Source organism: Salinirubellus litoreus (assembly GCF_037335815.1).
GTDB classification, from domain to species: Archaea; Halobacteriota; Halobacteria; order Halobacteriales; family Haloarculaceae; genus Salinirubellus; species Salinirubellus litoreus.
Genome location: NZ_CP147841.1, coordinates 1,659,790 through 1,673,557 on the forward strand (window position 1 = coordinate 1,659,790; position 13,768 = coordinate 1,673,557).

The 13,768-nt window shown below is 69.2% G+C and carries 14 protein-coding genes; 6 read left to right on the forward strand and 8 right to left on the reverse strand.

Features of this window, described 5'->3' with window-relative positions:
* Positions 1-71: 71 nt before the first annotated feature.
* Positions 72-1,142 (reverse strand): Lrp/AsnC family transcriptional regulator, encoded by a 1,071-nt coding sequence (locus tag WDJ58_RS08110; protein WP_338917164.1) that lies wholly within the window; start codon positions 1,140-1,142, stop codon positions 72-74.
* Positions 1,143-1,385: 243 nt separating this feature from the next.
* Positions 1,386-1,862, reverse strand: a complete 477-nt coding sequence (locus WDJ58_RS08115) for a redoxin domain-containing protein (RefSeq protein WP_338917165.1) — start codon at positions 1,860-1,862, stop codon at positions 1,386-1,388.
* Between the two features lie 237 nt (positions 1,863-2,099).
* On the opposite strand from WDJ58_RS08115, the gene WDJ58_RS08120 reads away from it, so the two are divergent.
* From WDJ58_RS08120 to WDJ58_RS08130, 3 genes are read left to right on the forward strand one after another with little or no spacing between them, the layout of a single operon-like run.
* The gene (locus WDJ58_RS08120; protein WP_338917166.1) at positions 2,100-3,251 is read left to right on the forward strand and encodes an anthranilate phosphoribosyltransferase; all 1,152 of its coding nucleotides are present in this window, start codon (positions 2,100-2,102) and stop codon (positions 3,249-3,251) included.
* A complete protein-coding gene (locus tag WDJ58_RS08125) occupies positions 3,251-3,961 on the forward strand; it encodes an RAD55 family ATPase (RefSeq protein ID WP_338917167.1) in 711 nt (236 codons plus the stop codon). The genes WDJ58_RS08120 and WDJ58_RS08125 overlap by 1 nt, the downstream gene beginning before the upstream one ends.
* A 43-nt stretch (positions 3,962-4,004) precedes the next feature.
* Positions 4,005-4,538, forward strand: a complete 534-nt coding sequence (locus WDJ58_RS08130) for a peptidylprolyl isomerase (RefSeq protein WP_338917168.1) — start codon at positions 4,005-4,007, stop codon at positions 4,536-4,538.
* 5 nt (positions 4,539-4,543) lie between these two features.
* Here the strand turns inward: WDJ58_RS08130 and WDJ58_RS08135 are convergent, their stop codons facing one another.
* The gene (locus tag WDJ58_RS08135; RefSeq protein ID WP_338917169.1) at positions 4,544-5,635 is read right to left on the reverse strand and encodes a S8 family peptidase; all 1,092 of its coding nucleotides are present in this window, start codon (positions 5,633-5,635) and stop codon (positions 4,544-4,546) included.
* Between the two features lie 89 nt (positions 5,636-5,724).
* Positions 5,725-7,032, reverse strand: a complete 1,308-nt coding sequence (locus WDJ58_RS08140) for an amidase (protein WP_338917170.1) — start codon at positions 7,030-7,032, stop codon at positions 5,725-5,727.
* 292 nt (positions 7,033-7,324) lie between these two features.
* Between WDJ58_RS08140 and WDJ58_RS08145 the strand changes: the two genes are divergently transcribed.
* Positions 7,325-8,368: an NAD-dependent epimerase/dehydratase family protein gene (locus tag WDJ58_RS08145; RefSeq protein WP_338917171.1), complete on the forward strand. Its 1,044-nt coding sequence runs from the start codon at positions 7,325-7,327 to the stop codon at positions 8,366-8,368.
* 88 nt (positions 8,369-8,456) lie between these two features.
* Here the strand turns inward: WDJ58_RS08145 and WDJ58_RS08150 are convergent, their stop codons facing one another.
* Both WDJ58_RS08150 and WDJ58_RS08155 read right to left on the reverse strand, forming a co-directional pair.
* A complete protein-coding gene (locus WDJ58_RS08150) occupies positions 8,457-9,797 on the reverse strand; it encodes an alkaline phosphatase family protein (protein ID WP_338917172.1) in 1,341 nt (446 codons plus the stop codon).
* Positions 9,798-10,197: 400 nt separating this feature from the next.
* A complete protein-coding gene (locus WDJ58_RS08155) occupies positions 10,198-10,731 on the reverse strand; it encodes an inorganic diphosphatase (protein ID WP_338917173.1) in 534 nt (177 codons plus the stop codon).
* A 183-nt stretch (positions 10,732-10,914) separates the two neighbouring features.
* Between WDJ58_RS08155 and WDJ58_RS08160 the strand changes: the two genes are divergently transcribed.
* Positions 10,915-11,274, forward strand: coding sequence for a PadR family transcriptional regulator (locus WDJ58_RS08160; protein ID WP_338917174.1), 360 nt, complete (start codon positions 10,915-10,917; stop codon positions 11,272-11,274).
* An 81-nt stretch (positions 11,275-11,355) separates the two neighbouring features.
* On the opposite strand, the gene WDJ58_RS08165 is transcribed toward WDJ58_RS08160, so the two are convergent.
* Positions 11,356-11,970, reverse strand: a complete 615-nt coding sequence (locus tag WDJ58_RS08165; protein WP_338917175.1) for a DUF7108 family protein — start codon at positions 11,968-11,970, stop codon at positions 11,356-11,358.
* Positions 11,954-12,553, reverse strand: a complete 600-nt coding sequence (gene rnhA / locus WDJ58_RS08170; RefSeq protein ID WP_338917176.1) for a ribonuclease HI — start codon at positions 12,551-12,553, stop codon at positions 11,954-11,956. Before rnhA ends, WDJ58_RS08165 begins: the two co-directional genes overlap by 17 nt.
* Positions 12,554-12,683: 130 nt before the next feature.
* Here rnhA and WDJ58_RS08175 point away from each other — a divergent pair, with 130 nt between their 5' ends.
* Entirely contained in the window at positions 12,684-13,652 is a 969-nt protein-coding gene (locus tag WDJ58_RS08175; protein WP_338917177.1) for a transcription initiation factor IIB, read from the forward strand.
* Positions 13,653-13,768: the final 116 nt, after the last annotated feature.

The window sequence follows — 13,768 nt, forward strand, 5'->3', positions numbered from 1 at the left end:
GCTACACTACGGCCGTCCGACCGTGGCGTACCACGACGACGGACGGTCGGTGGGGACGGACCGCGGGGCCGTCACTCGCTTCCGCTCACGAGGTCGTCGTACTGTGCGCCGGTCTGCTTCAGCGTCTCCGTCGAGTAGAGCCGCTCGTGTGCGAAGGGGAGGTGCTCCTCGGCGAGTTCGTCGATCTTCCCGTCTACCGCACCTGCCTCCCGTCCGTGGACCATCGTGAACAGGTTGTACTCCCAGTCGAGTTCCGGCCGACGGGGGCGGTGATAGCAGAGCGTGACGTACGGGAGCCGACCGACGGCCTCGCCCCGCACGTCGAGTTCGTCGTCCGGGACGTCCCAGACGACCATGCAGTTGGCGTCGAACCCCGTGACGAGGTGGTTGACGACACAGCCGATGCGCTTTATCGATCCGTCGGCGAGCAGGCGCTCGACGGCTGCGAGGACGTCCCCGACGGGGGCGTCGATCGTCTCGGCCACGTCCCGGTAGGGGGTCGCCGAGAGCGGGAACCCGCTCTGGATGGCGAGCAGGAGTCGCCGGTCGAGATCCGAGAGCCCCGCGGTGGCCTCCTCGGAGATCCGGGTGGCGTTCACCTCGGTCTCGTCGAGGGACTCCCTGGCAAATCGGTCCTCGTTGACCACCGGGAACTCGAGGTCGATGTAGTAGTCGGTGAGCATCGGGAGCCGCAGGACGGGGAGGCCGGTCCGCTCCTCGATCTCGTGGAGGATACCGTCGCGCTTCGCGCGCGTGCCGGCGGTGACGACGAACCACATGTTCCACTCGTGCTCGCGCCGGTAGTTGTGGTTCACCTGCCGGTAGCCGTTGATCACCCCTGCTACCTCCTCGAAGCGCTCCTCCGGTACCGAGACGGCCGCGAGCGTCGAGGACCCGATGACGGGCGGGTTGAGGACGGCACCGAACCGGCGGAAGACGCCCCGCTCGCGCAGGCGCTCGACCCGGGCGAGCGCCTCTGTCTCGCTCGTTCCGAGCGCCTCGCCGACCGCCCGGAACGGCCGCTCCTCGACGGGGAACCCGCTCTGGAACCCGTCGATCAGCGCCGCGTCCACCTCGTCGAGATCCGACCGCCAGTCGTCACCCGACTCGGCCCCCGAACCGGCGTCCGCCTGCTGGCTCATCGTCCGGACTAGGGGGCCTCCCCGCCTATGGCTTTCGTTCGCCGGCGCGGTTCGCCGGGTCGTCAGGTGATCCCCGAGCGACGGCGGCGTTCCCTCGATGGAAGGTCCTCGCCTCTCCGTCGACAGCCCCGTCCTCGTCCGGCTGTCGGGGGATCAGCCCGCCGGCCGGTGCGACCGACGGGAAACTATCGAGCGCGGCGTGTACCCGGCAGCCGGAGTGTGCGGAGGGTGCGGGCCGTCGGATCAGGACGCGGCGCGGACCGCCTCGAGCAGCTCCTCGTAGTCCGGTTCGTTCGTGGGATCGTCCGCGATCCACTCGTAGGTGACCGTCCCGTCCCCGTCGAGGACGAACACCGAGCGGTTCGCGACCCCGAGCAGGCCCAGGTCCTCGATGTCGATCTCGACGCCGTACGCCCCGATGGCGTCCCGGTCCATGTCGCTCACGAGGTCGAACTCCAGGCCGTGCTCCTCGCGGAAGGCGTTCCCCGAGAACGCCGAGTCGGCGCTGACGCCGAGGAGCGTCGCGCCCGCGTCGACGAACTGGTCGTAGTGGTCCTGCAGGGCGACCATCTCGTTCGAGCACGGCGGCGTGAACGCGCCGGGGAAGAACGCCAGGACGACCGGGCCGTCCCCGAGGTGGTCGTCGAGGTCGAACGCTTCCACGTCGCCGTTCGCGATCGTCGCGGTGAACGTCGGTGCGGAGTCGCCTTCTGATACCATGGTCGAATCTGTGTGCCCTCGCCTGATGAAGGCTCTGCAAGCAGAAGCCGTGGCGGGTGGCCTCACCGCCGACCGCCCGGCACGCGCCGAGCGGTTCGGTCCTCGGCGGCGCACGCTCCGGCGTTCGCCGTCGAGACGCCGCGGGCTCGCGGTGCAGGCCTCCACGAACCGTTCCCCGTTCCGGCGGGTGTGGCGCGATTGAACGGCTTTTTGGTCGCGGCGGCCCGAGGTCGGTGTATGGCGAAAGCGACCGAACGATACGGGGACTGGCCGCTCAAGCGGCTGATGACCGAGGTGGTCGGCTCCGGTCACAAGTCGGCGGACGACATGACCCGCGGGCAGGCGACCGAGGCGATGCGGCGCATCGTCGACGGCGAGCCCGACCACACCACGCTGGGGGCGTTCTGGCTCGCGAACCGCTGGAAGCGCAACACGCCCGAGGAACTCGCGGCCTACGTCGACGTGATGGCCGAGTCCGTCGAGACGGGCGTTCCCGATGCGGACCCGGTCGACTGCGGGGCCAACTACGACGGCAAGGGTCGGACCGCCATCCTGGGGGTCGCCGCGGGCGTCGTCGCGGCCGCCGCCGGCACGCCCGTCGTGACCCACTCGGGCGACCGCGTCCCCACCCAGAAGCAGGACGCCTACAAGCACGTCCTCGACGAACTCGGTATCAGGACCGAGATCGTCCCCGCCGAGTCCGCGGAGATGGTCGACGAGACCGGGTTCGGGTTCTACTACCAGCCCGAGTTCAACCCCGCGGTCCACAGACTGCACGACCGGCGCGACCGGATGGGCGTCCGGACGTTCGTCAACACCATCGAGACGCTCGCCAACCCAGCGGAGGCGAGCGTCCACCTCGGCTCGTTCTACCACCTGCCCTACGCCAAGCGGATCATCAGTACCTTCCGGGAGAGCGAGACGGCCGTCGTCGACCGCGTCATCATGTTCCAGGGGATGGAGGGGTACGACGACATCCGGCCGGGCGACACGAAGGTCGCCGTCTGGAACCGCCGCGAACGAGGTTCGCGGGCCCCGCAGGACGACGGTCCTGCGGACGCGGGCGACGAGGAGGTCGAGGCGTTCGACATCCGCACACCGGAGTACGGGATGGACTTCGACTCCGAGAGCCTCGGTGTCGAGGACGTCGCCGGCGAGTCCGCCGAGATCACCGAGGCGGTCCTGACGGGGGAGCACGGGTCCGGGCGGACGGACGAGTCCGCCCGGGACGACGTCGATCAGTTCGCCGACGCGGTGGCGCTGAACGCCGCGTTCCGGATCTACGCCCGCGAGGACTGCGAGGACCTGGACGAGGGGCTCGGGATGGCCCGCGCGGCCATCGAGGACGGGAGCGCCGCCGACGTCCTCGACTCGCTCAGGGCGTTCTGATGGCCGGCGAGCGCGCGGACGGTCCCGGCGGTCCCGACGGTCCTGGCGACGACGGGGGTGAAGGCGGGGGCGAGGACCCCCTCCCGTTCGGCGTCGCGGGACTCGACGACCGGCTCGGCGCGCCCCTCCGCCCGGGATCGGTCGTCGCGCTCTCGGCCGATCCCGCCTCCCCGAGCGAGGAACTGCTCTACCCCCCGGCCGCAGCGAACCCCAACCGATACCTGACGACGCTCCGCGGGGCCGCCGAGGTACGCGCCCACGCCGACCGGACGGTCGACACGGGCAGTATAGACGTCCGCGAGGCGACCGGATCGAGCCTGCTCGACGACCCCGCGGGCAGCTTCTCGGGGCTCGACCCCCGGTCGGTGGTCGTCCTCGACCCCGTCACCGAACTCGAACGCGAGGGTCGCGAGCGCTACCGGGCGTTCCTCGACACGCTCGTCCGCGCGGTCAGAACGACCGAGAGCGTCGCCCTCCTCCACTGCCTGCGGATGAACCCCCGTGCGCTCCAGCGTGACCTCACCCTCGCGGTCGCCGACACGGTCCTCGAACTCGAGACCTACGTCGACGAGAACGGCGGGCCGGTGGTGACGCTGGCGGCCCGGAAGGCCCGGTTCGGGCGCGCTCCCGCCGGCCCCGTCCCCCTCTCCTTCGAGGATGGACCGGCGGTCGCCGGCGGCAGCGGTGCGGGGACCGACACCGGGGAGTAGGCCGTACCGCCACCCTTTTGCGCGGTCCTCGCTTGCTGTAACTATGAGCAGAGACGTCGAGAACCCCGAGAACCCCACGGCGACGCTCCGAACCACCCACGGCGACGTCACGGTCGAGCTGTTCGCCGAACGCGCCCCCCGGACCGTCGAGAACTTCCTCGGCCTCGCCACGGGCGAGCAGGAGTGGACCGACCCCGAGACGGGCGAGACCCGGACCGAGCCCCTCTACGAGGACGTGGTCTTCCACCGCATCATCGAGGGGTTCATGATCCAGGGCGGGGACCCCACCGGCACCGGCCGGGGCGGCCCGGGCTACCAGTTCGACGACGAGTTCCACCCCGACCTCCGCCACGACGGTCCCGGCATCCTCTCGATGGCCAACTCCGGCCCCGACACCAACGGCAGCCAGTTCTTCATCACGCTCGATGCACAGCCCCACCTCGACGACCGCCACTCCGTGTTCGGACAGGTGATCGAGGGGATGGACGTCGTAAGGGAGATCGGCGATGTGCCGACCGACCGCAACGACCAGCCCCAGGAGGAGATCGCCATCGAGACGGTCGACGTGGACCGGTAACCCGATCAGACCTCCCCGTCGCCTTCTTCTCCCGCCCCCTCTCCGTCATCCGCCCGGATCGTCAGCGTTCGACCCTCTATCCCCACCCGGTGGGTCCCCGCCTCCAGCCAGTCGGTGTCGAGTACGACCACGTCACCGCCCTCGACGTCCACGACTTCGGCCGTCGCCTCCCGTTCGACCCCGGTGGACGAGTCCTCGTCTCCGCCTTCGCCATCGTGGCCGGCCGCCAGGTCGAACGCCCCGGCCACGTCGAGTATCCCGCATCCCTCTCGCGGGGTGTCCGGAAGCTCGCGCGCCGACCCCTCGAACGTCCGGACCACCTCGCCGAACTCCGCGCTCAGATACTGGAGCACGGCCGCCGAGAGGATCGGCGCGGAGAAGCTCGTCCCGGACGCCTTCACGTACCGGTCGTCGATCACCTGCCCGAGCGAGGTCCCCTCCGCACGGGGGAGGCGGACGTCCTTGCCGACGGCGCTCACGTCCGGGTTGTCCCGCTCGGGGTTGTAGGCGCTGAACCGCGTGAGCTCGCCCTCGATCGTCACCGCGCCGGCCGAGAACGCCCGTTCGGCGGTGGCCGGGCTCCCGCCGAGGCCGCCGCTGTTGCCCGCCGAGACGACGCCGAGGACCCCCGCGGCGACCATCCGGTTGTGGAGGACGTCGAGCTGGCTCACCCGCTCGTTCGACCCGATCGAGGCGTTCATCACGTCCACCCGGTCGGCGTTGTCGACGAGCCACTCGTACGCGTCGGCGATGGGGTCCAGCGATCCGCGCCCCTGCCCGCCGAACACCCGCAGGTCGATCACCTCCTCGACCGCCGGGGCGAGTTCGACCGCGAGGCCGGCCACGGCCGTCCCGTGTCCGACCGAGTCCCGCCCGTCGCTCTCGACGAACGACTCGTGGGTCACCGGCACGTCCTCGAACACCGGATGGGACTCGTCGACCCCCGAGTCCACCACGGCCAGGGTCAGCCCCTCCCCGTCGCCGCCACGGTCGGTCCACTCGTGGAACGCCCGTATCTCCCCGGCGGTCACCGGCGGTGCCGCCGCGTCCGTGACGAACGGATCGAGGCGAAAGTACGCGTCGGTGTCGTGGTGCACGATATCATCTGTCGTACCAGTTCGTGAAAAAACCTCACCCGGGCCCGGGCAAGCCCCGATCGGATCGCCGGAGCCGGGTGTCTTCACCGTCAGTCGTCGATCCCGTCGAGCGCCGGTGCCATGGTCTCCGCCCACGCCAGGAGCCGCTCGTCGTCGCCGAAGCCCGCGACGACCTGCAGCCCCAGCGGGAGCCCCTCGTGCTCGCCCGCCGGGAGGGAGATAGCCGGGAGCCCCGCGTGGGTCCACGGGAGGTTCATCACCGGGTCGCCCGTCGAGTCGAGCCCCTCGGGGGCCGTTCCGGGTGCCGGCGGACACACCCAGCAGTCGATGCCGGCCTCGTCCATCCGGTCTCCGAGCCTCGCCCGGAGTGCCTCCCGGCTGGCCCGTGTCTCTGCGAGCGTTCCGGCGGTGGTCTCCCGCCCCTCGCGTATCCGTTCGGCCGTATCGTCCGCGTAGCGCCCCTCGTGTCGCTCGAACCAGCCGTGGTGCGAGAGCGCCATCTCCGCGTCGACCAGCGACCGGTGCCGCCCGTTGATCGCCTCGATGTCCTCCAGCGCCGGGACGTGCCTGACCTCGAACCCCGCCGCTTCGAGGCTCTCGACGGCCCGTTCCAGCCCGCGCCGGCCGACCGCCGAGGCCTGTTCGAGGTAGGGCCCCTCCGGGACGCCGAGGACCGGCCGGTCGGGATCGGGTACCTCCCCCCAGTCGGGGACGCAGATCGACGCGGCCAGGTCCATCCCCTCGACGTCCTGGGTGAACAGCCCGACGTGGTCGACCGACTCGGAGACGATCAGCAGCCCGCCGCGCGGGATGCGCCGGAAGCTCGGCTTGAAGCCGACGATACCGCAGAACGCCGCCGGGCGGATGGTCGAGCCGATGGTCTGGGTGCCGAGCGCGAGCGGACAGAGCCCCGCGGCGACGGCCGCGACGCTTCCCGAGGAGGATCCGCCGGGGGTGTGCTCCAGGTCGTGGGGGTTCCGCGTCGGCCCGGGGACCATGTACGCGAACTCCGTCGTGTGGGTCTTCCCCAGGACGAGCGCGCCGGCGTCGCGGAGCTCGGAGACGACGTCGGCCTGCGGCCCGGCGAGGTCCCCCGGCGGGAGCTCCGATCCGGCGCGGGTCGGGAGCTCGGAGACGTGGAAGATGTCCTTCACGCCCACCGGAACGCCGTAGAGCGGCGGGCGGCTCCCGGGGTCGGGGTGACGTTCCTCCAGGCCCGCCGCGGCGGCACGGAGGCGATCCTCGCGCCGCGGCTCGGAAACCAGCGACCGGAGGTCCGGTTCGACCTCGGCCACCCGCTCCAGCGTGGCCTCGACGTGGTCGGTCGCCGTGCGCTCGCCCTCGCGGAGCGCTCCGGCGGTCCGACCGAGCGGGGCGGACTCGGGATACCCGCTCATCGGCGACCACCGACCCGCGGCGGTCGTCGATTCGATACTCCAGGTGCCCCCGGTACAAACGACGCCGTCGACGGTCCCGCGTGTCTCTGTCGCATACCGAGCGAGGTTCCGGAAGGGGCGTATAGCTTCGGGTGATCCGCTCCGATCCCGGGTCGCCAGCGCGTCACGCAGACGGGCTCTACCAACCGGTTCGGCGTCGGATGGTGGCTAACCTGACCGGCCGGAACGGTGGTCGGCGCGCTCACCGATCGTTCGGAAAATGTTATCCTGTCTGAAGGAGTCGGAGGATGTGATGGACGTTCTGGTGATCGGAGGGACCGGAACCATCGGCGCCGGGGTCACGGAACAGTTGGTCGCGGAGGGGTACGACGTCACGCTCTACAACCGCGGCCGGACCGCCGCGACGGTCCCCGCCGACGTCGAGGTCCTGCGGGGTGACCGGACGGACCACGGGACCTTCGAGGCGCGGGCGAGGGGCCTCGACGTCGACGCCGTCGTCGACCTGGACGTCTCGTACGGCTCGCTCGCCGACGTCGAGAGTTCGCTCAGGGCCTTCGAGGGACGGGTCGACCACTACGTCTTCTGCAGTACGGTCACGGTTTATCGCCAGCCGGCGGAGTCGGTCCCGATGACCGAGGGCGCATCCCGGAAGCCACCGGGGGAGAGCTACGGCGGACGGAAGGTCGCGTGCGAGGACCGACTCCTCGAGGCCCACGGCCGAGAGGGGTTCCCGGTGACGATACTGCGACCGGGCCACACCTACGGCGAGGGCGGAGTAGGCGGTGGACTCTCGTACTCGCTTGGCTTCTGGGAGCCGTACTTCGTCGACCGCCTCCGGAAGGGGGAACCGATAGTCGTTCACGGGGACGGGACGGCGCGCTGGGGGTTCTGTCACCGGGACGACGTCGCCCACGCGTTCGTCGCCGCCGTCGGGAACGAACGGGCCGTCGGTGAGACGTACCACGTCCCGAGCCCCGAGAGCCTGACGTGGGACGCGTACGTGCGTACCGTAGCCGACGTCGTCGGCGCCCCGGAGCCGACACTCGTTCACGTCCCCTCTCGACTACTGCGGGACGTCCTCCCCGACGAGCGGAACCAGCTGGCCGAACTCGACTGGGACCACAGCTGGGTGTTCGATACGTCGAAGGCGGAATCGGAGCTGGGTTTCGAGTCGAGCGTCCCGCTACGCGAGGGGGTTGCGAGGACCGTCGACTGGCTCGACGAGCACGATCGTATCGGCGACAGCGAACGGGAACCGCTCGACGATCGTATCGTCGACGCGTGGCGGTCCGCGGAAACCGAGTTCGTCTCGGCGTTCGAGCGACACGAGGGTTGACTACCGGGGATCGTTCCGTAGTCCGAGAGACGAGCTGGAGGTGTTCGTCCTCCCGGACACCCGGGAAACGGCGTCGTCCCGGTCGGACCTACAGCAGGCTGCTCCCGTCGAGTTCGGTGCGGTCGACGTCGAGCTCGAGCAGGTCGAGCAGCGTCGGGGCGATGTCGAACAGGTCGGCGTCGACGACGCGCGCGTCGTCGTCGATGAACAGGCTGGCGTTGTCGAACGAGTGCATCCCGTTGCGCGGGCCGACGCCGAAGACGTCCTCGTCGCCCTTGAACCCGGCCTTCAGGTCGAAGCCGTGGTTCGGCACCACCACGAGGTCGGGGGCGATGTCGTCGTGGTCGCCGCGGAACGCCTCCTCTCGGGTGACGACCCGGTCGGCGACGGGGTTCCCGTCGGGACCCTCTAGCGATTCGAGGGCCGACTTCAGCTCCGCGCGGGTCTCCTCGTACTCCTCCTGGGGGACGACGCCTCTCGGCTCGCGGCCCTCCAGGTTGATGTAGAACCGCCCGGGGATGAGCGAATACGCTCGTGTTTCCTCGGAGATGTCGTCGAGCGAGTCGTGGTCGTCGTCGCGGTAGGAGAGCCACCCCTCCTCCTGGAGCCACGCGTTGAAGTGGACCTCGTAGTCGAGCGAGGTGAACCCGTGGTCGCTGGCGACGACCATCGTCACGTCCTCGGGGAGCGCCTCGCGGAGTCGGCCGAGGTAGCTGTCGACCTTCTCGTAGAACTCGAGGAACGCCTCCTTGTTCTCCCCGTCGCGCTCGTAGTCCCTGAACAGGAAGTGGTTGACCCGGTCGGTGGTCATGAACACGCCGAAGAACAGGTCCCAGTCGTCCTTCTCGACGTACCGGCGGAACGCCTCGTACCGCGCGTCGAGCGTCTCGTGGGCGTCCTCCATGAACTCCGACTTGTCCTCGTCGTGGCCGAGTTTGGCGTTCACGTCGATGCGGTAGTTCGAACTCTCGAGGTCGTTCCGGAGTTCGTCCGGGTACGAGGCCTTCTCGACCGAGGGCGAGAGGAACCCGCTGACCATCCGCTGGACGTTCCGCTGTGGCGGGAACGTGACGGGGACGTTCATCACGGTGGCGTCCCGACCGTCGTCGGCCACGCGGTCCCAGATACGGGTGGCGCGGACGTCCTGGCCCATCGGGACGTACGTGTCGTACGAGCCGTTCTCGCGGTCCTGGAAGCCGTAGACGCCGGTCTGACCGGGGTTCACGCCGGTCGTGAGCGCCGGCCAGCACGCGCTCGACTCCGGGGGGACGATGCTGTCGATGGCACCGCTGCTCCCCTCTCGGGCGAGGGCGGTGAGGTTCGGAAAGGTGTCCGGGTTGTCCGCGATCAGGCTGTAGGGCACGCCGTCGATACCGAAGAAGGCGACGCGAGGCCCGTCGCTGCCGCGGAGCCGGTCGAACAGACCCATGTCTCGAAAAGCGGGAGGCGGCTACATGAAGCTTCTTGCTTGCGAGCGCCTCGAAGCGGCTCCGCGGGCGGACCGACCGTGCGGGCTGGTCCCGTGTCCCACCTCGAGCTCGGGCCCACCAGCCAGCAGTCAGTCGTCCGTGTCGTCCTCCTCGTCCGTGAGACGGTCGGGTTCCGCGTTCTCCGGCACCACCGTGCCGTGAGCGATACCGAACGAGGGGCCGAGGGAGTCGCGTTCTCTCGTCGCCATACCCCTACCACGGACCGCCGCCTCAAGAAATTACCCATGAGCATAACACATCCGGGTCGGAGCGACGATAACCGGGAGGAATACAGATGCGTGGCCCCCATCGCTCACGAACGATCTATATCCCTCGGTAATCGTCGTGTCGCCGGACGCCCTACCCGAACTGCTGTTCGTAGAGGTCCTGTGCGTGCTCGATGGCGTCCATCGCGGCCTCGCGGCCCTCCCAGCCCTGCGTCTCGACCTCCTTGCCCTCCTCCAGGTTCTTGTAGGTGGAGAAGAACTCGTCGATCTCGTCGATGGTCTGCTGGGGGACGTCCTCGAGGTCCTGGAGGTGGTCGAACCGGGGGTCCTCCGTCGGGACGGCGATGACCTTGTCGTCCTGCTCGCCGTCGTCGTCCATCTTCATGAGGGCGACCGGACGGGCCTCGATGATACAGCCCGGGAACGTCTGGTCCTCGACGAGTACGAGCACGTCGAACGGGTCCTCGTCGTCGTAGTACGACTGTGGGATGAACCCGTAGTCCGAGGGGTAGTGGACGTTCGAGTGGAGCACCCGGTCGAGGACGACGCCGGGGACGTCCTTGTCGTACTCGTACTTGTTGCGCTCGCCCTTCAGGCACTCGACCACGGCGTAGATCTCCTCGGGCGGGTTCGGGCCCGTCTCGAGGTCCTCCCACAGGTTGGTCATGGTCCGGACTGCGACTGGCCCCGAAAAAGTCCTTTCGGCATATCGATACGGCCCACGAAATTATCTATATATCAACAGGAAACGTCGAGCCACTCCCCCGATAGCCTCGTGTCGTCTCCGAGCGTTGATTCACCGGATAGGTGTTTGCAAACTGTTAAATACCTGGGAGACCTCCTTACCACTATGTCAGAGGCTCAGACAGTTGATGGCACACCCGGGATCGCCAGTGAACTCACGGCGTTCCAGCGGAACATCCTGACCATCCTCGCCGAGGAGGCGCGGTACGGGCTCGCGATCAAACGCGAGCTGGAATCGTACTACGACTCCGAGGTGAACCACGGTCGGCTCTACCCGAACCTCGACGACCTCGTCGAGATGGGGCTGGTCGAGAAGTCCGAACTCGACAAGCGGACGAACCAGTACGCGCTGACCGACGACGGCGAGCAGGCCCTGCTCGACCAGTTCGAGTGGGAGTTCGCCCGGTTCTGCACCGAAGCCGGCCGCGCGGATTCGCTGCGCGATCTCCTCGACGACCTCGAGTAAAATAGCAGCAACCCCGGCACCCTTCTTTCGAGCGAAACACCGCCCAGAATCGGCTCCGTCCAGCGGTCGCGCCGTCGGCGGTCACCCGGGTCGCGAACGGTCGACGCGCTCGAACAGCAGGTCGAGCGACTCCCCGAGGGCCTCGCGCTGTTCGTCGGTCGGCCAGGCGTTCCGTGGGAAGTACTCCTCCGTGAACTCCTCGACCTGTCGCTCGGTCGCCCGCTCGATCGGCTTCGCGTAGTGGTTACCCATGAAGTCGGCGAACGCGTGGGCGTTCGCCCCGTGGACGCCGCCGTGTTCGGCCTCGACCGACTCGGCGAGCGCCCGGTTGCGCGCCTCCACGTCGTCCCACTCCTCGGGGTCGCCGGTCCCGTCGAGGGGGACCTCGACCGCCCGGGAGACGTCCTCGATCCGCTCGACGCGGACGACGCCGTCCTCTACCCACTCGACCGGGTGGAGCACCAGGACCTCGCCGCGATCCTCCGAGCGGAGCCGGGCGGTGTAGTCGTGTGCCTCCAGGAGCGCCCCCCGGCGATCGCGGTAGGCGGCGGTCTCGTTCCCGTCGACGGCGTCGCGTGCGAGCCGCGTCAGCCGCTCGGCCTCCTCGACGACCGACTCGGGGAGGGGGGGTTCGAGCTCCTCGTCGGACTCCTCTCCTGATTCCGCCTCGGGTTCGTCGTTAGCCTCGGCCGTCATCGAGTGCCTCGTTCGCCAGTTCGTCCGCGCGGTCGTTTATCTCCCGCGGTACGTGCTCGATCGACCACGACCCGAACCCCTCCAGTAACTCGCGGACCCGTACCCGACGCTCCCGGAGGTCCGGGTCGTTCGTGTTCCACTCCCCCCTGACCTGCCGCACGACCAGCTGGGAGTCCCCGCGGACGACCACCTCCTCGAACCCGAAGTCCCGCGCGACCTCCAGCGCCCGGATCAGCGCCTCGTACTCCGCGCGGTTGTTGGTCGCCCGACCGATGCGGTCGCCCCCCTCCGCGGCGATGCCGTCGCCGGTGACGAGCACGTACCCCACCGCCGCCGGCCCCGGGTTCCCGCGACAGGCCCCGTCGAAGTAGACGTGCGCTCGCCCGCCACCGTCCCTGAGGAGGCCGACGAGCCGCTGGGGATCGCGTCCCTGCACGACGACCTTCCCGTCGTAGGCGACGGCGGTCGAGCTCTCCAGCGTCGCTCGCCACCGCTCGTGGTCGGTGTTGCCGGGATCGACCGCCACGCCGGCGGTCTCCAGCCGCTCCCGCGCCGTCTCGGGATCGCACTCGATGACGGGCATTCGTCCACCCTCGGCCCATACCGGGGATAAGCGTGGTGGTGGCGGTCGGGTTCGTCACCCCGCTTCCCACGGCGACGTGGGGTGGGGCCCCAGAGTTTATGTATGGCGGTCCTACTACCGTAAAAACGCGATGTCACGGCCCACACGCCAACGGGAGCGCGAGGGGGATCGCCAGGAGGAGACCGCGGAGGAGGCGGAGGCGGCCCGGGTCTGTCCCGAGTGTGGTGCCGACCGGATCGTGAAGAGCTCCGACAGGGGGGAACTGATCTGTGACGAGTGCGGCCTCGTCGTCGAGGAGGATCAGATCGACCCCGGCCCGGAGTGGCGCGCGTTCAACCACTCCGAGCGCCAGAACAAGTCCCGGGTGGGTGCCCCCACCACCCAGACGATGCACGACAAGGGACTGACCACCCAGATCGACTGGAAGGACAAGGACGCCTACGGCCGCTCCATCAGTTCGGAGAAGCGCTCGCAGATGCACCGGCTCCGGAAGTGGCAGGAGCGTATTCGGACCAAGGACGCCGGCGAGCGCAACCTCCAGTTCGCCCTCTCCGAGATCGACCGGATGGCAAGCGCCCTGGGCGTTCCCCGCTCCGTACGAGAGGTCGCCTCCGTGATCTACCGCCGGGCGCTCAAAGAGGACCTCATCCGCGGGCGCTCGATCGAGGGGGTCGCCACGAGCGCGCTCTACGCCGCCTGCCGGAAGGAGGGTATTCCGAGGTCGCTCGAGGAGATCAGCGAGGTCTCCCGCGTCGAGCGCAAGGAGATCGGCCGGACGTACCGGTACGTCTCCCAGGAACTCGCCCTGGAGATGGAGCCCGTCGATCCGAAGAAGTACGTCCCCCGCTTTTGCTCGGAACTCGATCTCTCCGAGGAGGTCCAGACGAAGGCCAGCGACATCATCGAGACCACGGCCGAGAAGGGCCTCCTCTCGGGGAAATCCCCCACCGGCTACGCCGCAGCGGCGATCTACGCGGCCTCGCTGCTCTGTAACGAAAAGAAGACCCAGCGCGAGGTCGCCGACGTCGCCCAGGTCACCGAGGTCACCATCCGAAACCGCTACCAGGAACAGATCGAGGCCCTCGGCCTCCGGGCCTGACCGCTCGGCAAGTCCTCCCAGAACGCGCTCTCGCTCGGCGTCGTGGGCCGTCTCCGTCCGTCCCCGCCCCGTCGGCTCGCACGCGGGGTTCCGGCTCCGCGGTACCACTTTCACCG

Bases quoted from the DNA above. Each gene is read 5' to 3' on its own strand.
- WDJ58_RS08125 (WP_338917167.1), top strand. From the start codon at position 3,251: ATGGCCGGCGAGCGCGCGGACGGTCCCGGCGGTCCCGACGGTCCTGGC.
- WDJ58_RS08175 (WP_338917177.1), top strand. From the start codon at position 12,684: ATGTCACGGCCCACACGCCAACGGGAGCGCGAGGGGGATCGCCAGGAG.
- rnhA (WP_338917176.1), bottom strand. From the start codon at position 12,553: ATGCCCGTCATCGAGTGCGATCCCGAGACGGCGCGGGAGCGGCTGGAG.
- WDJ58_RS08130 (WP_338917168.1), top strand. From the start codon at position 4,005: ATGAGCAGAGACGTCGAGAACCCCGAGAACCCCACGGCGACGCTCCGA.
- WDJ58_RS08155 (WP_338917173.1), bottom strand. From the start codon at position 10,731: ATGACCAACCTGTGGGAGGACCTCGAGACGGGCCCGAACCCGCCCGAG.
- WDJ58_RS08140 (WP_338917170.1), bottom strand. From the start codon at position 7,032: ATGAGCGGGTATCCCGAGTCCGCCCCGCTCGGTCGGACCGCCGGAGCG.
- WDJ58_RS08115 (WP_338917165.1), bottom strand. From the start codon at position 1,862: ATGGTATCAGAAGGCGACTCCGCACCGACGTTCACCGCGACGATCGCG.
- WDJ58_RS08120 (WP_338917166.1), top strand. From the start codon at position 2,100: ATGGCGAAAGCGACCGAACGATACGGGGACTGGCCGCTCAAGCGGCTG.
- WDJ58_RS08145 (WP_338917171.1), top strand. From the start codon at position 7,325: ATGGACGTTCTGGTGATCGGAGGGACCGGAACCATCGGCGCCGGGGTC.
- WDJ58_RS08150 (WP_338917172.1), bottom strand. From the start codon at position 9,797: ATGGGTCTGTTCGACCGGCTCCGCGGCAGCGACGGGCCTCGCGTCGCC.
- WDJ58_RS08165 (WP_338917175.1), bottom strand. From the start codon at position 11,970: ATGACGGCCGAGGCTAACGACGAACCCGAGGCGGAATCAGGAGAGGAG.
- WDJ58_RS08110 (WP_338917164.1), bottom strand. From the start codon at position 1,142: ATGAGCCAGCAGGCGGACGCCGGTTCGGGGGCCGAGTCGGGTGACGAC.
- WDJ58_RS08160 (WP_338917174.1), top strand. From the start codon at position 10,915: ATGTCAGAGGCTCAGACAGTTGATGGCACACCCGGGATCGCCAGTGAA.